Genomic DNA, 17,743 nt, shown 5'->3' on the forward strand with positions numbered 1-17,743 from the left:
CTATACTGAACGGCGTTCAATGAACGGTGTTCAGGAGGAGTAGACGTGGCGGAAGAACGGCAGTGGGAGGCGCGCGACATCGCGCGGATCGCGGTGTTTGCGGGCATCATCGTCGCGCTCGGGTTCGTCGCGCCCATCCCGGTACCGGGGCTCGTCCCCATCACCGCCCAGACCCTTGGCGTCATGCTGGCCGGAACCGTGCTGGGCGCGCGCCGCGCGGGCGCCGCCGTCGGCGTCGTGTTCCTCCTCGCCGCCATCGGGCTCCCCGTGCTGTCCGGCGGGCGCGGCGGGCTCGGGGTGTTTCTGGGCCCGGCGTCGGGGTATCTCATCGGGTGGCTCCCCGGCGCCATGGTCGTCGGCCTGATCGTGCACGCCGGCGCGCGCCGCATCACCTGGTGGCGCACGGCGCTCGGCGCGGTCGTGGGCGGCATTGCTGTGGTCTACGCGTTCGGGATTCCCGTCCAGGCCGCCTCGACGGGCCTCGGCCTCGGGGAGACGGCGCTGACGTCCCTGGCGTTCTTGCCGGGCGACGCGATCAAGGCGGCCGTCGCGACCGCGCTCACTCTCGCGCTGTACCGCGCCTACCCGCCGGCCTTCCCCGCGCCCGTGCGCCGCGCGCGGGCCGTCGCGCCGTGATCGAGGCCCACGGTCTGGGCGTCGAGATCGACGGCGCGACGATCCTCGCGGACGTCACGGTCGCCCTCGCGGAGCCGCGCGTCGCGGTGATCGGGCGCAACGGATCCGGCAAGTCCACCTTTGCGCGCACGCTCAACGGCCTCGTACGCCCCACCGCGGGGCGCGTGGAGGTGGACGGGGTGGACGTCGGGCGCGCGCCGAAGCGCGCCCGCGAGCGGGTCGGCTTCCTCTTCACCCAGCCCGACGCCCAGATCCTCATGCCCACCCCCGCCGAGGACCTCGCGCTGTCGGCCCGTGCCGCCGGCGTCCCGCGCGGGGAGGTCGCGAGCCGCGTCGCGGCGCAGCTCGAGGCGTTCGGCCTCGCCGCGCACGCGAACCAGCCGGCCTACAGTCTGTCGGGCGGCCAGAAGCAGCTCCTGGCGCTCGCCGCGGTCCTCCTCGGCGCGCCGCGGATCCTCGTCGCGGACGAGCCGACGACCCTCCTCGACCTGCACAACGCCCGGCGCATCGGGGACCTCCTGCTGTCGGGCGCCGGCGCCCGGCAGGTCGTCCTCGTCACCCACGACCTCGACCTTGCCGCGCGGTGCGACGTCGCGCTCCGGTTCGAGAAGGGGCGCCTCGCGGCGGTCGGCGCGCCGGACGAGATCATCGCCGCCTATCGCGCGGAGGCCGCGTGATCGGGCTCTACCGCCCGGGAACGAGCGCGCTGCACCGCGCGCCCGCCGGCGCGAAGGTCGCGGCGCTCGCGGTCCTCGCGGTCGCCGCGACCCTCCTCGTCCGCACGCCCCTCGCCGGGGCCGCGGCCCTCGCGGCGACCCTCGTCGCCTTCGCCGCCGGGGCGCTCGGCGTCGCCGCGTGGGCCGCGCAGGTCTGGGCGATGCGGTGGCTCGTGGTCCTCGTCGCCGGATCCCAGTGGATCTTCCTCGGCCCCGCGGAGGCGGCCGCCGGCACCGCGCGGGTGGTCACGGTGCTCCTGCTCGCCGCCGTCGTCACGATGACGACGCCGACCAGCGAGATGATCGACGCCCTCGAGCGCGCGCTCGCGCCGCTTGCCCGCGTCGGCGTGGATCCGTGGCGCGTGGCGTTCGTCGTGCAGCTGACCATCGCCGTCGTCCCCGTCGTCGGTTCGCTGTGGCACCGCGTCGCGGAGGCGCGGCGGGCGCGCGGGGTCCGGCTCGGGCCGCGCGCCGTGGTCACGCTCCTCGTGCTCGCGCTGCGGTACGCCGACGAGGTCGGCGACGCCCTCACCGCTCGCGGGATCGCCCCAGCCGCGCGGCGATAGGATGGGGGGTTGGCGCGCCCCGCGCCGACAGCCGTGAGAGAGGGATCCCGATTCGTGCTTGCCGTCAGTGACCTCGAGATCCGCGTGGGCGCACGCCTCCTCATGAGCGGCGTCAGCTTCCGCGTGGGCGACGGCGACAAGGTGGGTCTCGTCGGGCGCAACGGCGCCGGGAAGACCACGCTCACCAAGGTGCTCTCGGGGGATCTCCCGCCGGCCGACGGCACGGTGACGCTCTCCGGCGAGCTCGGGTATCTGCCCCAGGATCCGCGATCCGGGGATCCGGAGGAGCTCGCGCGCACGCGGATCCTCAACGCGCGCGACCTCGGCGACCTGCAGGCGGGCATCGCGCAGGCGACCGAGGAGATGGGATCCGCGGATCCCGCCGTCGCCGAGAAGGCCATGAGGCGCTTCGGGCGCCTCACGGAGCGCTTCGAGGCGATCGGCGGATACGCGGCCGAGGCGGAGGCCGCGACCATCGCGCACAACCTCTCGCTGCCGGACCGGATCCTGGACCAGCCCCTCAAGACGCTGTCGGGCGGCCAGCGCCGCCGCATCGAGCTCGCGCGGATCCTCTTCAGCGACGCCGACACGATGATTCTCGACGAGCCGACCAACCACCTCGACGCCGACAGCGTCGTCTGGCTGCGCGAGTTCCTGAAGACCTATCGCGGCGGGCTCATCGTCATCAGCCACGACGTCGATCTCGTCGGCGAGACGGTCAACCGGGTGTTCTACCTCGACGCCAACCGCCAGGTCATCGACACCTACAACATGGGCTGGAAGCACTACCTCCGCCAGCGCGTGGCGGACGAGGAGCGACGCAAGAAGGAGCGCGCGAACGCCGAAAAGAAGGCCAGCGCGCTCCAGCAGCAGGCCGCGAAGTTCGGCGCGAAGGCGACCAAGGCCGCGGCCGCCCACCAGATGCAGGCGCGCGCGGAGAAGCTGCTCGCCGGCCTGGACGAGGTGCGGCAGGAGGACAAGGTCGCGAGCATCCGGTTCCCGAAGCCGGCCGCCTGCGGCAAGACGCCGCTCATGGCTTCCAGCCTCTCGAAGTCCTACGGCGCGCTCGAGATCTTCGCGGGCGTCGACCTCGCCATCGACCGCGGCTCGAAGGTCGTCGTGCTGGGGCTGAACGGCGCCGGCAAGACCACGCTGTTGCGGATCCTCGCGGGCGTCGACGCCTCCGACACGGGCCAGATCGAGCCGGGCCACGGGCTCAAGATCGGCTACTACGCCCAGGAGCACGAGAACCTCGACGTCGATCGCAGCGTGCTCCAGAACATGATGTCGTCGGCGCCCAACCTGAACGAGACCGAGGCGCGCAAGGTGCTCGGATCCTTCCTCTTCACGGGCGACGACGTGCACAAGCCGGCCGGCGTGCTCTCGGGCGGCGAGAAGACGCGGCTCTCGCTCGCGACGCTCGTCGTCTCCAGCGCGAACGTGCTGCTCCTGGACGAGCCGACCAACAACCTCGATCCCGCCAGCCGCGACGAGATCCTCGGCGCGCTCGCGCACTACGAGGGCGCCGTCGTTCTCGTCTCGCACGACGAGGGCGCGGTCCAGGCGCTGAACCCCGAGCGGGTGCTCCTGCTCCCGGACGGCGTCGAGGACATCTGGAACAAGAGCTACATCGACCTCATCACCCTCGCCTGAGAAGGCTCAGGCGCGCGCGTCGAGCAGAGCGTCCTCCGCGTCCGCATCGGCGTCGCGACGGCGGCGCCGCGGGCGCGGGGGAGCCGGCTCGTCGTCCTCGTCCTCGTCCGGCCGCTCGTCCTCGCTCCGCGCGCGGATCTCCGTCCGGATCATGTACCCGATGAACACGAAGCCCATCACCGCGAATAGGATCCACTGGATCGCATACGACAGGTGGGGGCCGGGATCCTCCTCGGGCGCCGCGAGCGCCGCGGGCGCCTCGGCGGGCGCGGGATCCTCGCTCACCATGAGGGCGTAGGCCGTCGTGATCGTGCCCTCGCCCGCGACCTCGGCGACGCTCGGCGCGTGGATCGTCGGCAGCTGCCCCTCGGGCGCGCTGCGCCCCGACGTGGGGAGCGGCTCGCTCGGCCGGAGCCGGGCGACGACCGTCACGGTGCCCGTCGGCGCCTCGGGCACGGCCTCCGCGCCGCCGTCGTACGCGGGGGGCACCCAGCCGCGGTCGACCGCGAGGATCCGCCCGTCGGTCAGCTGGAAGGGCACGATCACCTCGTAGGCGCTCGTGCCGCCCTGGGCGCGGTTGCGCGCGAGGAGCTGGTCGCCCGTCAGGTACGTGCCTTCGAGGATCACGGGGCGCCACTCGTCGCCCGCGTCGAAGTCGTCCGTGCCCGCGATGAGGTCCGCGAGCGGAACGGGGGCGGCGTCGTAGTTGTCCGCGATGAGCTGGTTGGCGGCCTCGCGCTGTTCGTTCCGCTCGAACTGCCAGTGGGAGAGGAACCCGCACACGACCGCGAACGCGATCGCGACGAGGACGTACGCCGACCACCGCCCGGCGCGCGGCCAGCGCTTCACGCGGCGGCCTCGGGCAGGTCGACGTCGGTGCCGTCCGTCAGCCCCGCGCGGATCGCCACGGGGAATCCGCGGGACGCGAGGAAATCGTGCAGGTACGGGGCGTGCTCCGCGCAGGCGAGCCAGACCTTGCGGCGCTCGGCGGTGTGGATCCGCGGGTTGCGCCACACCACGCTCAGGCTCGCGCCCTCGCGGCAGCCCGCGCGCGAGCACTGCGGCGTGCCCGGATCCATCCCGAGGATCACGGGCGCTCCTCGGCGCGGCCGCTCTCGTCCATGCGGAAGACGCCCGGATCCTCGTCGCTCGTCGTGGGCTCGGCGGGTCGCGGGGCCTCGATGGCGATCTCGGGGCGCTCGGCGGCGGGGGAGAGCACGGACTGCGCCTGGTTCGCGATGACGACCGCGAAATACGGCAGGAAGATCGCACCGACGCCGAGGATCGCCGTATGCCATCCCCACGGCTGGATCGCGAACATCAGCACGACGCAGACGGTGCGGATCGCCATCGTGATGACGTACTGCCGCATCCGCGCGGTCTCGTCGGCCTCGGGAGAGGCGGGGATCGAGGTCGCGGTCTGCGAGCGGGTGCGGCGGGTCTTCACGATCGTCCCATTCTACGCCGCGGATCCGCCGCGATAGGCTGGCGGGCGGCCGTTTCGTCGACACAGGAGATCCCATGAGCACAGCCGCAGCAGACCGCGTCGCCCTCGTGACGGGAGGCAACCGCGGCATCGGCCGCGCGATCGCGGAGCGGCTTGTCGCCGACGGTTATCGCGTCGCGGTGACGGCGCGATCAGGATCCGGCCCCGCGAACACCCTGACCGTCACGGCCGACGTCACGGACGGGGCGTCGCTCGACGAGGCCGTGCGCACCGTCGAGGCGGAGCTCGGACCCGTCACGACCGTGGTCGCGAACGCCGGGATCACGAAGGACACGCTCCTCATGCGCATGAGCGACGACGACTTCTCCGCCGTCGTCGACACGAACCTCGGCGGCGCCTTCCGCACCGTCAAGCGCGCCGTTAAGTCGATGATCAAGGCCCGGCGCGGCCGCATCATCCTCGTGTCGAGCGTCTCGGGCCTGTTCGGCGTGGCGGGCCAGGCGAACTACTCGGCGTCCAAGGCCGGCCTCGTGGGTTTCGCGCGCGCGATCACGCGCGAGCTCGGCGGGCGCGGCATCACGGCCAACGTCGTGGCGCCCGGGTTCATCGAGAGCGACATGACCGCGGAGCTCGACGACGCGACCCAGGCCACGTACAAGAAGCAGATCCCGGCGGGCCGCTACGGCTCCCCGGAAGAGATCGCGGCCGTCGTCTCCTGGCTCGCGAGCGACGAGGCGGCCTACATCTCGGGCGCCGTGATCCCCGTCGACGGCGGCCTCGGCATGGGCCACTGACCCCACATCCACTGACCGCAAGTCCACATTTCTCCGGTAAGTCTCACCGCGGAGCGGTGAGACTTACCGGAGAAATGTGGACTTAGGGGGTCAGGGGAGCAGGGGGATGAGCTGCGCGAGGTCGACGGGGCCGACGGCGACGGGCGCCTCGGCGCGCACGCGGGGCTTCGCGTTGAACGCCACGCCCAGGCCGGCCGCCGCGATCATGCGCAGGTCGTTCGCGCCGTCGCCGATCGCGAGGGTGCGCGACATCGGCACGCCCCGCTCGGTCGCCCACGCGGCAAGTTGGGCGGCCTTGGCCTCGGCGTCGACGATGGGTCCGGACACCCGCCCGGTCAGCGCGCCGCCTTCGACCTCGAGCCGGTTCGCGCGCCACACGTCGACGCCGAGCGACGGCGCGAGGTCGTCGAGGATTTCGTGGAACCCGCCCGACACGACGCCGACCTCGCCGCCGCGGTCGTGCACGGCGTCGAGGAGCGCCGTGACGCCGGGGGTCGGCTCGATCCGCGCGCGCACCCGCGCGAACGCCGCGACCGGCACGCCGGCCAGCGCCTCGACACGCGAGCGCAGGCTCGCGGCGAAGTCGACCTCGCCGCGCATGGCCGCCTCGGTCGCCCGGGCGACCTCGGCGCCGCGGCCGGCCTCATCGGCGATCAGCTCGATGACCTCGTTGCGGATGAGGGTGGAGTCGGCGTCGAGCACGACGAGAAAACGCGCAGTCACGTTCACCGACCCTACTGACTCCGCTCGGTAGGCTCATACCCATGACCACCGTGCTCGAGATGACCGACGTCGTCGTGCGTCGAAACGGCCGCAACATCGTCGATGGCGTCACGTGGAAGGTGGGCGCGGACGAGCGGTGGGTGGTGCTCGGCCCGAACGGAGCCGGCAAGACGACGCTCCTCCAGATGGCCGACACCCTGCTGCACCCGACGTCGGGCACGGTCGACATCCTGGGTGAGCGCCTCGGGAAGACCGACGTCTTCGGGCTGCGCCCCCTGATCGGCTTTGCGTCGACGGCGCTCGGGCGGCGGATTCCCGCCGACGAGACGGTGCGCAACGTGGTCATGACCGCCGCCTACGCGGTCACGGGACGCTGGAACGAGGAGTACGAGAGCATCGACGAGCGCCGCGCCCTGCGGGTGCTCGAGCAGTGGCAGCTCGCGCACCTCGCGGATCGCACCTTCGGCACGCTGAGCGACGGCGAGCGCAAGCGCGTCGAGATCGCCCGCGCCGTCATGACGGATCCGGAGCTCCTCTTGCTCGACGAGCCCACGGCGAGCCTCGACCTCGGCTCCCGCGAGGTCCTCCTGCAGCTCCTCGGCGGGTTCGCGCAGTCGGCGGCGACGCCCGCCATGGTGATGGTCACGCACCACGTCGAGGAGATCCCCGTCGGATTCACGCACGTCCTGCTCGTCCGCGACGGGCGCGCGGTCGCGCAAGGGCCGCTGGCGGCGACGCTCACGCGAGAGAATCTCCGCGCGACGTTTGGGATCCCGATCGCCGTGGCGGAATTCGGCGGTCGCTGGGTGGCGCGCGCGGAGTCCCCGACACCCGCGTGACGCGGTCTGGTAGACTAGTCCGCTGGCGCTCGAGGTGCGCCGGCGCGGATCCGATCCGCGCGCTTCCCTCCTCACACGATCTTCCCGCAAGGACATCCCATGAAGACTGACATCCACCCCACGTACCAGGCGATCGTTTTCCGCGACCTCGGCTCGGGCGAGACGTTCCTCACGCGCTCGACCGCGACGAGCGACAAGACGATCGAGCTCGACGGCGTCACGTACCCCGTCATCGACGTCGAGATCTCGTCCGCGTCGCACCCGTTCTACACGGGCAAGCAGCGCATCATGGACTCGGCCGGTCGCGTCGAGAAGTTCAACCAGCGGTTCAAGAACTTCGGCAAGTAAGCCCGTTCGCGAAGAAAGCCCCCGCCACGGCGGGGGCTTTTTCGTGTCAGCGCACGGGCCAGGCGCCGTCGATCGTCTCGCCGGGCTGCAGCCGGCCGATCCGCAGGAAGTACTCCTCGAGGCTCGCGGCCTGATCGGCCGACCAGCCGACCTGGGCGGCGTGGAGCGCGGCCACGTCCGCGGGCAGCTCCGAACGGAAGCGCTCGGCTTGCGCGAGCGCGACGCGGCCCGCGGCGATCGCGTCGGCCGATGCCTCGTGGGCGTCGGTGAGCGGGACCCCGTAGTGTGCGGCCACGGCATCGAGCGTGCGCTTTCCGCGCCGGAACCGGTCGTGCTGCTTGTCGATCACGAGCGGGTCGATCACGGGCGAGGGGCCGTCCAGCGGCGCGAGCTCGTGCCTGGCGAGTTCGTGGCGCAGGACGGAGAAGTCGAAGGCCGCGTTGTACGCGACGACGGGGATTCCGGCGGAGAGCAGCGTGCCGAGCGCGTGGGCGATCTCCGCGACCACCTCGCGGGCCGGGCGGCCCTCCGCGCGGGCGCGCGCCGTGGTGAAACCGTGGACCGCTGCCGCGCCGGCGGGAATCTCGATCCCGGGATCCGCGACCCACGCGCGGGAGAAGAGCACCTCGCCGGCGACGTCGAGCACCGCGACGCAGGCGGTCACGATGCGATCCTGACCGACGTCGACCCCCGTCGTCTCGAGGTCGAAGACCCCGACACGCGTCAGAAGGCGGCCCGGGTCCGGCGCGAAGCCGGCGGCGATGTCGGAGAAGGTCATGCGGGCGTCCTCGAGGTCCAGGGGGAGGGGCGTGGCGTCGGCGAAGGCGGGGCGAGGCCGCGGGCCGGCGGCGGGGGAGCGTCGTCGGGTCACTCGGGGGACCCAGCTCGGGCGCTCGCCCGGCTGTTCGAGCTCCGCGAGCCCGAACAGCGGCGGCGGATCCGGCCACGACGTCTTCATAGACCCGACGGTAAGGGTCGTCGCGGCGCGGCCCCGGGTGCCACGCCACATACACTCGGATGGTGCCCGCCTCCTCGCCCTACGACGCGCTGCTCGCCCGGATCCCCGTGGCGCGACGGGCGCACGACGGCGCCCAGGCGCGCACGGCGTACTGGGAGTATGGCGACGCCGCGGCGCCGGTGACGATTCTCGCGGTGCACGGCTTCCGAGGGGATCACCACGGCCTCGAGCCCGTCGTCGCGCACCTGCCGGGGGTGCGCTGGATCATGCCGGACCTGCCCGGTTTCGGCGAGACCCCCGCCCTCGCCTCCGGCGTGCACGACCTCGCGGCGTACGCGGCGTGGCTGCGGGAGTTCGCTGCCGCCGTCGCCCCCGGCGCCGTCGTGCTCGGGCACTCGTTCGGTTCGATCGTCGCGGCGGGCGCCGTCGCCGACGGGCTCGACACGCCCCGCCTCATCCTCGTGAACCCCATCGGGGCCCCCGCGCTGGAGGGGCCACGCGGCGTCCTGACGCGGCTCGCCGTGGCGTACTACGCCGCGAGCGCGTGGCTCCCGCGCCGCCTGGGGTCCTGGCTCCTGCGTTCGCGCGCCATCGTGCGCGTGATGAGCATCGTGATGGCGTACACGCGCGACCGCACCCTGCGCCGGTTCATCCACGACCAGCACGACCGATACTTCTCGCTCTTCAGCGACCGCGACACGCTCCGGCAGGCGTTCGTCACGAGCGTCGCGAACGACGTCCGCGCGTCGGCGCCGCGCATCGCGCAGCCGACGCTCCTGATCGCCGCGGTGCAGGACGACATCACGCCGATCGCGGCCGAGCGCCGGCTCGCGACCCTGTTCCCCGACGCGCGGCTCGTGGAGATCGACGGGGTCGGGCACCTCATCCATTACGAAAAGCCCGCCGAGGCCGCGGACGCGATCCGGGACTTCCTCGACGTGTGACGCGTTCTCAGCGGCGCGGTTCGCGGCGGGCGAGCTCGAGCAACCCCGACACCCGGTAGGGGATCGAGTCGCTCATGACGAGCTGCGTCTCCGTGCGGACGACCCCGCCGATCGCGAGAATCCGGGCGTCAACGTCGAACAGGTGGCGGGCATCGCGGCAGGCGACGAGCGCGAGCAGGTCGACCTGCCCGGAGACGCCGTGCACCTGGATGACCTCGGGCACCCGTCGCAACTCGTCCGTGATCGTCGGCAGCGAGGCCTGGCTCACGCCGATGGAGACGAACGCCTGGAGCGGAAAGCCGAGCGCTGCCGGCGAGATCGATCGCTCGAACGACTGAAACACGCCCGACTTCTCGAGCCGGCTCATGCGCGCCTGCACGGTGTTCCGCGACATGCCCAGCTTCTCTGCGAGCGCGACGACGGTCGCGCGCGGATCGGCGGAGAGCGCCGCGATCAGCTCGAGGTCGACGTGGTCCAGGGATGCCATAGTGCCCGAGGTTACCAGCGTCGATCGCGACGTGTGGTCAATATGCTCAATTGTTACGGGGGGCACTGCGCGTCGTGCCGAGGGGGTGGAAATCCCGACCGCGGGCCCGGTAAAGGGGATGGCGCGCGGGTCAGGATCCGATGTAGGACACGACCCGGATGCCGGATCCCGTGACCTCGATCACCTGCTGCGACCCGTTGCCGATCCGCTCGCCCGCGCGCGGGTAGCGGCCGTCCGAGACGTGCCGGAGCAGCCGCGAGATGAGCCCCCCGTGGGCGACGGCGATGAGCGGATCCTCGCTTTCGGCCGCGAGGTCGGCGACGACGTCGAGCGCGCGCTGGACGACCTCGTCGTCGGTCTCCGCGCCAGGGATCGCGAGCCCTCCCGGGAAGCGCTCGAGGTACTCGGCCTGCTGCATGCCCTCCGCCTCGCCGTACGCGCGCTCGCGGAGCCGGGCGTCGACGGTCGGGGCGCCGAGCCCGAGCGACGAGCCGATGATGTCCGCGGTCTCGGCCGCGCGCGAGAGAGGGCTCGCGACGAGCCGGCCGTAGTCGCCGCCGCGGAGCGCCGCCGCGGCCGCGCGGGCCTGCGCGCGACCCGTGTCGTTGAGGGGGATGTCGCTGCGTCCCTGGATCCGCCCGTCGCGGTTCCAATCGGTCTGTCCGTGCCGTACGAGGGCGATAATCGTCACCCGTCGACCCTAGCGCGGGGATCTACGCCAGGCGCTCCGCGAGGTGGGCGAGCGCCTCGCTCGTGCCCCCGTCGATCTTCACGGTCGCGCGCGCGTCACCCTTGGTGGCGCCCCGATTGACGATCACGACGGGAAGGCGTCGGCGGCGCGCCCGTTCGACGAGCCGGATCCCGCTGTTCACGACGAGCGACGACCCCGCGATGAGGAGCGCCTCGGCGGAGGCCACGATCTGCTCCGCCTCGCGAAATCGCTCGGCCGGGATGAACTCGCCGAAGAACACGACGTCGGGCTTCAGCATGCCCCCGCAGACGGTGCAGTCGGGGATCGCGAGCGGGGCGGCCGCGTCGGGCTCGACGTCGCCGTCCGGGCCGAGGGGAACCTCGTCCGGAACAGCGAGCCACGGGTTCTCGCGCTCGAGGCGCGCGCCGATGTCGCGCCGGTCGAAGACCTGGCCGCAGGCGGTGCACAGGACGCGCCGCATCGTGCCATGCAGCTCGACGACCCGCGAGGAGCCCGCCCGCAGGTGCAGGCCGTCCACGTTCTGGGTGACGACGCCCGTGGACACGCCCGCGCGTTCGAGGCGCGCGAGGGCGCGGTGGCCGTCGTTCGGCTCCGCAGCCGAGAACGCCTGCCAGCCGAGATGGGATCCGACCCAATACCGCCGCCGGGCCGCCTCGTCGGCGAGGAACGTCTGGGCCGTCATGGGCGTGCGCCGCGGCGCCCCCTGGCCGCGGTAGTCGGGGATCCCGGAGTCCGTGGACACGCCCGCTCCCGTGAGGACGGCCAGCCGCCTCCCCGCCAGGGCCCGAACGGCGCGGTCCACGTCGGCCTCGAGGGCGTCGTCGGAGGGGTGCGCGATCGTCACGGGCTCGATCCTACGGCCCGATCTGAGCGCGGGCGTGCGCGAGGATGGGGGAATGCGTCTCGTGCCCCTCTCTGACCCCGCGGATCCGCGGCTCGCCGACTACCGCGACCTGACCGACGTCGCGCTCCGGCGGGTGCTTGAGCCCGAGGGCGGGCTGTACATGGCCGAATCCGCGAAGGTGCTCGGCCGTGCCCTCGCCGCGGGGCACCTCCCGCGTTCGGTCATGACGGCCGAGAAGTGGCTGCCCGACGTCGAGGGCCTCGTTGCCGAGCTCGACGTGCCGGTCTACGTCGTGCCGGACGCGGTCGCCGAGTCCGTCACGGGATACACGGTGCACCGCGGCATGCTCGCGGCGATGCACCGGCCGGAGCTCCCCGACCCCGCCGTCGTCCTTCGCGATGCCCGTACCGTGTTCGTGCTCGACGGGCTCGTGGACCACACGAACGTGGGGTGTGGAGAAAACCGCGGTATCACCTCAAATACGAGCAAGTCGTCACGAATCGCGATCCTGGACGGCTTGGTCGATCACACGAACGTTGGCGCATGTTTTCGCAGCGCTGCCGCAATGGGCGTCGACGCTGTCCTGGTGACGCCGACATGCGCAGATCCACTCTATCGGCGCAGTGTCCGGGTCTCGATGGGAACGGTCTTCCAGGTGCCGTGGACGCGGATCGAGAACTGGCCGGCGAGCGTGCAGGGCCTCAAGGATGCCGGCTACGTCGTGGCGGGGATGACGCTGGGGGAGGGAGCGATCACGCTCGACCAACTGGTCGCCGAGGATCACCAGAATCTCGCGCTCGTGTTCGGCAGCGAGGGGCCCGGTCTCGCGCCAACCACTCAGCGGCTGCTCGATCGACGCGTCACGATCCCGATGATGGGTGGTGTCGATTCGCTGAACGTTGCGGCGAGCTCGGCTGTGGCGTTCTATGCAACAAGGTAGGCCCGGTTGAAATGTCAGGTGAAGCGAGAGGAGCCCGACGTATGGGAGGGGCAGACTTCTTCGGTCCGTGGGAGGGCAGTCCGATCACGTCTTGGGAGACAGCCCTGAGCGAGATCGAGTCCGTGCTTAAGCGGACCGGGGCGCGGCGCGCGATTGGTTGGCGCGGGCAGGTCGATGCTCGGTGGAGCCTCCATAGCGGGTTGTACAGGAGACTGCTCGACGCTCGATCTGAGTCGCAGCCGGCACCAGAGGAAGACGATCTTCTTCGGGCCGAAGAGAAGATCGCTCACTTCGTGCGGGGGAGTTGGCGTTTCGACCAAATGCCTTATCTGGAGCTGCTGGCGAACCTGCAACACTTCAGAGGTCCGACACGGATGCTCGATGTCTCGCTCAGTCCGCTGGTTGCTCTCTGGTTCGCCGTCGAGGAGCAGCATGGCGAGCTTGACGGTGTGGACGGACGAGTCTTCGCGTTCGACGTCACAAATCGCCGCGTGCAATTGGGTGAGAAATGGAGTACATACGACATTCCCTGGCGTGAATCGGCTACCAATACCCCGTGGTGTAGAGATCTGCCACTGCTGTGGAGGCCACCGTCCTACAACGAGCGCATCCCCGCTCAGCAGTCGGGCTTCTTGTTGGCCGGTGTGCCGAAGGTTTACGCCGGTGGAAACGCTCAGTATCGGAAGGCTCCTGGGACAGCAGGAGAGTTCTGGCGGATTGGCGAGGTGCGGCGAGCCACCTCAGTCCCCACCAAGATGGTTGATCGCTCCGGAAAAGCTCTGCAGCAAAGTGTCGAGCCCACTCTGACGATTCGAATCGCGGCAGAAGCGAAGGCGGAGATTCGTCGCCGCATCGAACGGGACTACGGGTACAACCCAGCAACGATGTATCCCGATCTGTTCGGCATGGCCGCCGAAGTGCGTCAAGCTGTCGACAGAGCTGCGCTCTTAGGATAAATCGATAGTCAAGGAATCGACCTCTTGCTGGAATTCGGGACCGAAGGACTCGAGCTCGAACCGAAGGTGCATGGGGCTCGGTCGGTGAGACATAGTTCCGAAGGCTGACAGTGTCGATTCGACAGGCATCGCAGCGAGCTCGGGTGCGCTGTCTTACGCAATGCGGTCGACGAGCTGACACGAGGTGAGAACGGATGGGGGCCATGGATCTGACATTGCTCACTCAGATCGTTTTCGCCGTGGCGACGCTTCTCGCGTCGCTTGGTGGGTACCTGCTTGCTGGCCTGAACGAGCGACGGCGCGACGAGAGAATTCAGCGCCGTGAGGGCGAGTCGCGGCGTTTCGAACGTGCTGCCCAGCTCGAAGACGAGAGCCACGCCTTCCAACGGGAGACGCTCCTGTCCTTGCAGGATGCGTTGCAGAAGATGGCGCGCCTGACAGGCAAAGCGATGCACTTCGATCACATGCAGGCGCGTAAAGGAAAGTACACCCAACTCCCAGACGGTCTCAGCGCAGAGATGCTTGCTGCTGACGTCGAGGTAAGCCGGCTGACATCTCGGCTCCTCGATCCTCAGGTACGTGCCGCAGTCAAAGGCCTCACCGACCTCTCGGCTCAGCTTTCGACGCTTCCTGCCGATCTGCAGGGTCTCATCGGCGAGGACCTGGAGCGCCACGCTACTGCGAGGTTGCGTGAGTTCGGGGACAGGTACAACGCCGTCGTCGAGGTCGTTGGCGAAGCGGTACGCAGTGAGATTGACTGGCGACCCTCGTAGGTGACGATTAGCGCGATGTTGAGTCGGCTACTTCGAACAGCGTCTCGCGAGACTCTTGGTGGCCGTGATCTAGGTTCAGGATGCTGGGCTGCAGGTGCGCGGACACTGATCGAGCGGGAGAATGCAGCGATGGACAGCCGACTACTTCCGGAGCCAGACAGCGAGCTCGGCTACTCCGAGCAACAGCTGGCCGGCATCCTCGGCGACCGCATGGCCGACTTCCGCGAGCACATGCTCATGAAGACCTACGCGATCGGAGAGCGCGGCTCCGTCTACTATCCGAGCGATGTGCATCGCTACGTGGAGTGCATGCTGCCACCTCGGTCGGCTCCGCTGTCACGTGGGCAGATCGCGGCTCCTCTCGCGGTTCGTGATGAGCCTTCGTCCTGACTGGTCGGAGACCGACGAACGCCCGGTCTTGTCTGAATTCGCGCAATCGGAAGTGCTTCTCGGATATCAGCATGCGGCCCTCGAGGTCGTCGCCGACCCGCTCGGATCCACACCACGAGATCGGACCGATTCCTTCAGCTCGCGGTGGTGTCCGTGCGGTCTGGGGGAGTACTTAGTCGACGTACGACGCGGAACAAGGGACAGAGGATGAGTTCGAGCTACGCATGGTTACCCGACCACCACGTCGCCGTGGCAGCGACGCTCGCGCACGCCGACGAACTCATCGGAGAAGTCGCCAGCCTCCTCTTCGACTATCAGACCCAGCCGGAGGGGATCATCCGGCTGCGAGAGGTGCCGATGGTCACGCACAGTCAGACCGTCGTGACAGGCATGTCCCCGATTCCGTGCAAAATTCCGCTACTGGTGGCTGATGCACTGGTCGTCCTGCGCAACGCGATCGAGCACACCTTGTTCGCCGAGATCGAGCACCAAGATGGCTCGCTCGACGAGAAGGCGGCCAAGACCGTCGAGATGCCGGCGGCGCAGACCTACGAAGCATTCGAGGCATGGGTGAAGGTTCGTGCGAGGAACGGCTCGCCATCTCTGCAACGGGGCAGTGAGCTGCTCAAACGTATCGAGGGGCTCCAGCCGTTTCACCGGAACGTGAACCCGCAGGAACACCCAATGGCTCTGCTGGCTCTGCACACGAACCATTCGAAGCATCGAGCGCCGGCGGTGACTGCTGTCCGCCTTGCAGCGATCCATCGCGAGGGCCGTACACCCCCGTCCCTGGCAGACATCGAGCGTCGCCCGGAGGTGCCTCTGCAGGTCGGAGAGGTGATCGCGGAGACCCCGAGGGGCCAGCACATCCCCGTCGCGCTCTTCCCGACCATCGGTATCAATCGGCCCGGTACCGAGCGCTGGCCGGTGTTGATGAAGGAGCTCGACGAGCTCGCCACGTGGGTGCGGACTCAGGCGGTGCCACGGCTGATCACCGGGATCGAGCCGCCGGTACCAGTGTTGCCTGCTCGGTATGAGATCTCGGTCGGCCACGAAGATGAACGCCGCGCGTTGTCGCATGGGTCGGCGACATCCGCAGCACAACTGCACAGTGACCGTCTCGGTGCTGCGAGCGCGCGGCTCGACATGGTCGAGACCATCGCCCAGATGGATGATGCCCCGAGCGCCGAGCAGCTCTCGGCATGGCTGGAGAGCTTGTCGGATCAGGATCTTCTCGCTCGGATGCGGCAACTGAGACCGACCGCGGCCTACGAACAAGAGACTGTTCTGAGCTACTTCGCCGTGCTCGAAAAGATGCGCGACGAGGCCCGCAGATTTGCAGACCTGCCGGTCGAGCAGTGAGAGGTGGACCGACATCAGGCGCGGGACTCAGCCGCCAGGGTCCTTGCTATCAATGAGCGCAGCGAACTCGGAGTTGCTGAGCACCGTCAGCCCGAACTCCTGGGCCTTGTTCCAAACAGCCTCGTCGGCCGTGACGACGACCCACTCGGGGCTTAGCAGTAGTTGGTTATCGTGCTCTTGCCCTTCGAGCGCGCACGCCACGACCAGCGGGTCGGCGTTGCCTCTGTTGGCATATAGGTCTACGAGGCTGGTATCTCCGGACGGCACGGTCGCCATGATCTGCGAGAGCCAATGGAGCACTCGCGGTGTGGTCGGATGCACGTTGTCACGCATCGTCGCGACGTCAGGAAACCCGGATGCCTCGTGCATGACCTCTTCGGGGATGACCGCGTTCTGCAGGAAGAACTCGCTCTCGCGACGCCGTCTGCCGAGCTGGCTGAGAGCATTGGTGTCGATGACGAACCGCTGCCCGAAGTCCTTCATTGGACGGCCCGCCGAAGATCTTCGATCCGCGATGGCTTGAGGTGGTTCAAGCAGATCGATCGGCAGAATTCGCCTGCGGAGATGCTCCCGTTGTCGAGCGCGTGCAGCATCCGAACGGTGAGCTCCCGGCCGTTGTACTTGCGTACGGCGTTCTCGGGATGGATCGGGCTCCGCGGTCCACTATTCGGACGGCTCCTGAACTCGCCGCGCAGCTGCTCCAGATGGTTGCCGGCCGCTTCTGGGGCGATCATGCCCAGCCGCATCGCTCGCACCGTGACGGCACTCGCCGTCACTTTGAATTCTGCTGAGGCAGCCTTGATGGCATCGAGCGAGGTTAGTGCCAGCGCTCTCATCCGTTCGGTGGGCATGAGCATCGTGCCGGCGATGTCGTACTCGCGACCGGGGTCCGTCTCGGTGCTACCTCCGTCCCACGTCATCGGGGCGAAGATGCGTCGTGCCACGAGCACCGTCATGAGAGCCAGGGTGAAGATGGTGCGGCCCACCGGCTCCTGGTCGTCCCCGTGGTCGCCACCAGCGAGAAAGATGTAAGGAACTTTGTTGTCTCGGACTGTCATCCCGCTGAACTTCACATGGGTCAGGCGCTGTGGCATGTAGTTTCGGACGCTGCGCGCGACGAGCACCTGGTTGGCCTCGAGGCACTCGATCATGAGGTCAAGCGCCTTCTCTTTGGTTCGGCACGCGCGCAGGCGATCGTGCGAGAGACCGAGCGCCGACATGAGGGCGGCGGCATCGGCGTCGATGGAAGCGCTCTCGGAGCGGAGCAGGCCGATGATCGTGTTCGACTCCAGTGTCGAGTCGTGCTTTCGGACGAGTTGCTGCTTTCGGATCAGGTCCTTGACGATGAGCTCCACATCGCGGAGCTCCACCTTGGCGCGCGAACCGATTGAGAACGTATCCCTGCTGACGCCCGCGAGGAGCTTGGCCGTCTTCTTCTCCACCTGCTCCCGTACCAGCGCGATCGGCGCGAAGAACAGCGAGTATGGAATGTCGCCCTTACGTGCGAGGTCTACCAGGTCGGAGAACCTGATGCTCCCGGTCTGCAGAGCGCGTTCGTAGACCTTGTATGTGCCCGCCACAGAGTTGTCAAGGAGCGTCGTGAACACCGCGTCATCGATGGTGATGGTCGAGTGGCTGAGGAGCACATTGATACC

Annotated in this window: 23 protein-coding genes; 13 read left to right on the forward strand and 10 right to left on the reverse strand. The window is 69.3% G+C overall.

The genetic code is table 11. The features are described 5' to 3' along the window. Window positions 1–45: 45 nt before the first annotated feature. From G8E01_RS06135 to abc-f, 4 genes are read left to right on the forward strand one after another with little or no spacing between them, the layout of a single operon-like run. A complete protein-coding gene (locus G8E01_RS06135) occupies window positions 46–636 on the forward strand; it encodes a biotin transporter BioY (RefSeq protein WP_166317276.1) in 591 nt (196 codons plus the stop codon). Then, window positions 633–1,313, forward strand: a complete 681-nt coding sequence (locus G8E01_RS06140) for an ATP-binding cassette domain-containing protein (protein ID WP_166317279.1) — start codon at window positions 633–635, stop codon at window positions 1,311–1,313. The genes G8E01_RS06135 and G8E01_RS06140 overlap by 4 nt, the downstream gene beginning before the upstream one ends. Further along, window positions 1,310–1,918 (forward strand): CbiQ family ECF transporter T component, encoded by a 609-nt coding sequence (locus G8E01_RS06145; protein ID WP_166317282.1) that lies wholly within the window; start codon window positions 1,310–1,312, stop codon window positions 1,916–1,918. Before G8E01_RS06140 ends, G8E01_RS06145 begins: the two co-directional genes overlap by 4 nt. A gap of 54 nt (window positions 1,919–1,972) precedes the next feature. After that, window positions 1,973–3,571, forward strand: coding sequence for a ribosomal protection-like ABC-F family protein (gene abc-f / locus G8E01_RS06150; protein ID WP_338100756.1), 1,599 nt, complete (start codon window positions 1,973–1,975; stop codon window positions 3,569–3,571). 6 nt (window positions 3,572–3,577) lie between these two features. On the opposite strand, the gene G8E01_RS06155 is transcribed toward abc-f, so the two are convergent. Genes G8E01_RS06155 through G8E01_RS06165 form a run of 3 tightly spaced genes read right to left on the reverse strand, consistent with a single transcriptional unit; the run spans window position 3,578 to window position 5,018 of the window. Further along, window positions 3,578–4,420: an SURF1 family cytochrome oxidase biogenesis protein gene (locus tag G8E01_RS06155; protein ID WP_166317285.1), complete on the reverse strand. Its 843-nt coding sequence runs from the start codon at window positions 4,418–4,420 to the stop codon at window positions 3,578–3,580. Then, entirely contained in the window at window positions 4,417–4,662 is a 246-nt protein-coding gene (locus G8E01_RS06160) for a hypothetical protein (RefSeq protein WP_205827569.1), read from the reverse strand. Before G8E01_RS06160 ends, G8E01_RS06155 begins: the two co-directional genes overlap by 4 nt. Continuing rightward, a complete protein-coding gene (locus G8E01_RS06165) occupies window positions 4,659–5,018 on the reverse strand; it encodes a DUF3099 domain-containing protein (RefSeq protein WP_166317288.1) in 360 nt (119 codons plus the stop codon). The genes G8E01_RS06160 and G8E01_RS06165 overlap by 4 nt, the downstream gene beginning before the upstream one ends. A gap of 74 nt (window positions 5,019–5,092) precedes the next feature. On the opposite strand from G8E01_RS06165, the gene fabG reads away from it, so the two are divergent. Next, window positions 5,093–5,812, forward strand: coding sequence for a 3-oxoacyl-ACP reductase FabG (gene fabG / locus G8E01_RS06170; protein WP_166317291.1), 720 nt, complete (start codon window positions 5,093–5,095; stop codon window positions 5,810–5,812). 90 nt (window positions 5,813–5,902) lie between these two features. Here fabG and serB read toward each other — a convergent pair whose 3' ends face one another. After that, window positions 5,903–6,541: a phosphoserine phosphatase SerB gene (gene serB, locus G8E01_RS06175; RefSeq protein ID WP_338100757.1), complete on the reverse strand. Its 639-nt coding sequence runs from the start codon at window positions 6,539–6,541 to the stop codon at window positions 5,903–5,905. 35 nt (window positions 6,542–6,576) lie between these two features. Here serB and G8E01_RS06180 point away from each other — a divergent pair, with 35 nt between their 5' ends. Next, a complete protein-coding gene (locus G8E01_RS06180) occupies window positions 6,577–7,374 on the forward strand; it encodes an ABC transporter ATP-binding protein (protein ID WP_166317297.1) in 798 nt (265 codons plus the stop codon). A gap of 99 nt (window positions 7,375–7,473) precedes the next feature. After that, entirely contained in the window at window positions 7,474–7,722 is a 249-nt protein-coding gene (locus G8E01_RS06185; protein ID WP_155048299.1) for a type B 50S ribosomal protein L31, read from the forward strand. A 46-nt stretch (window positions 7,723–7,768) separates the two neighbouring features. Here G8E01_RS06185 and G8E01_RS06190 read toward each other — a convergent pair whose 3' ends face one another. After that, the gene (locus G8E01_RS06190; RefSeq protein ID WP_166317300.1) at window positions 7,769–8,680 is read right to left on the reverse strand and encodes an exonuclease domain-containing protein; all 912 of its coding nucleotides are present in this window, start codon (window positions 8,678–8,680) and stop codon (window positions 7,769–7,771) included. 62 nt (window positions 8,681–8,742) lie between these two features. On the opposite strand from G8E01_RS06190, the gene G8E01_RS06195 reads away from it, so the two are divergent. Further along, window positions 8,743–9,624, forward strand: coding sequence for an alpha/beta fold hydrolase (locus tag G8E01_RS06195; RefSeq protein WP_166317303.1), 882 nt, complete (start codon window positions 8,743–8,745; stop codon window positions 9,622–9,624). A gap of 7 nt (window positions 9,625–9,631) precedes the next feature. On the opposite strand, the gene G8E01_RS06200 is transcribed toward G8E01_RS06195, so the two are convergent. The 3 genes from G8E01_RS06200 to G8E01_RS06210 form a co-directional block, all read right to left on the reverse strand. Continuing rightward, window positions 9,632–10,111: an Lrp/AsnC family transcriptional regulator gene (locus G8E01_RS06200; RefSeq protein ID WP_166317306.1), complete on the reverse strand. Its 480-nt coding sequence runs from the start codon at window positions 10,109–10,111 to the stop codon at window positions 9,632–9,634. A 130-nt stretch (window positions 10,112–10,241) separates the two neighbouring features. Then, a complete protein-coding gene (locus G8E01_RS06205) occupies window positions 10,242–10,802 on the reverse strand; it encodes a histidine phosphatase family protein (protein ID WP_166317309.1) in 561 nt (186 codons plus the stop codon). A 22-nt stretch (window positions 10,803–10,824) separates the two neighbouring features. Further along, the gene (locus tag G8E01_RS06210) at window positions 10,825–11,667 is read right to left on the reverse strand and encodes a Sir2 family NAD-dependent protein deacetylase (protein ID WP_338100758.1); all 843 of its coding nucleotides are present in this window, start codon (window positions 11,665–11,667) and stop codon (window positions 10,825–10,827) included. Between the two features lie 52 nt (window positions 11,668–11,719). On the opposite strand from G8E01_RS06210, the gene G8E01_RS06215 reads away from it, so the two are divergent. From G8E01_RS06215 to G8E01_RS06235, 5 genes are all read left to right on the forward strand, one after another. Next, window positions 11,720–12,607 (forward strand): TrmH family RNA methyltransferase, encoded by an 888-nt coding sequence (locus tag G8E01_RS06215; RefSeq protein ID WP_166317312.1) that lies wholly within the window; start codon window positions 11,720–11,722, stop codon window positions 12,605–12,607. Window positions 12,608–12,648: 41 nt separating this feature from the next. Continuing rightward, complete coding sequence (locus G8E01_RS06220; RefSeq protein WP_166317315.1) at window positions 12,649–13,563, forward strand: FRG domain-containing protein; 915 nt, start codon at window positions 12,649–12,651, stop codon at window positions 13,561–13,563. A 203-nt stretch (window positions 13,564–13,766) separates the two neighbouring features. Beyond that, window positions 13,767–14,336 carry a hypothetical protein gene (locus tag G8E01_RS06225; protein ID WP_166317318.1) on the forward strand — a complete coding sequence of 190 codons (570 nt, stop codon included), beginning with the start codon at window positions 13,767–13,769 and terminating at the stop codon, window positions 14,334–14,336. A gap of 129 nt (window positions 14,337–14,465) precedes the next feature. Beyond that, the gene (locus G8E01_RS06230) at window positions 14,466–14,726 is read left to right on the forward strand and encodes a hypothetical protein (RefSeq protein WP_166317321.1); all 261 of its coding nucleotides are present in this window, start codon (window positions 14,466–14,468) and stop codon (window positions 14,724–14,726) included. Between the two features lie 207 nt (window positions 14,727–14,933). Continuing rightward, a complete protein-coding gene (locus G8E01_RS06235) occupies window positions 14,934–16,088 on the forward strand; it encodes a hypothetical protein (protein WP_166317324.1) in 1,155 nt (384 codons plus the stop codon). A 27-nt stretch (window positions 16,089–16,115) separates the two neighbouring features. Here the strand turns inward: G8E01_RS06235 and G8E01_RS06240 are convergent, their stop codons facing one another. Together G8E01_RS06240 and G8E01_RS06245 are read right to left on the reverse strand one after the other, a co-directional pair. Next, a complete protein-coding gene (locus G8E01_RS06240; RefSeq protein WP_166317326.1) occupies window positions 16,116–16,571 on the reverse strand; it encodes a hypothetical protein in 456 nt (151 codons plus the stop codon). Beyond that, on the reverse strand, window positions 16,568–17,734 hold the full coding sequence (locus G8E01_RS06245; RefSeq protein WP_166317329.1) for a hypothetical protein: 1,167 nt from the start codon (window positions 17,732–17,734) through the stop codon (window positions 16,568–16,570). Before G8E01_RS06245 ends, G8E01_RS06240 begins: the two co-directional genes overlap by 4 nt. Window positions 17,735–17,743: the final 9 nt, after the last annotated feature.

It is taken from the genome of Microbacterium excoecariae (genome assembly GCF_011326725.1).
Lineage (GTDB): Bacteria > Actinomycetota > Actinomycetes > Actinomycetales > Microbacteriaceae > Microbacterium > Microbacterium excoecariae.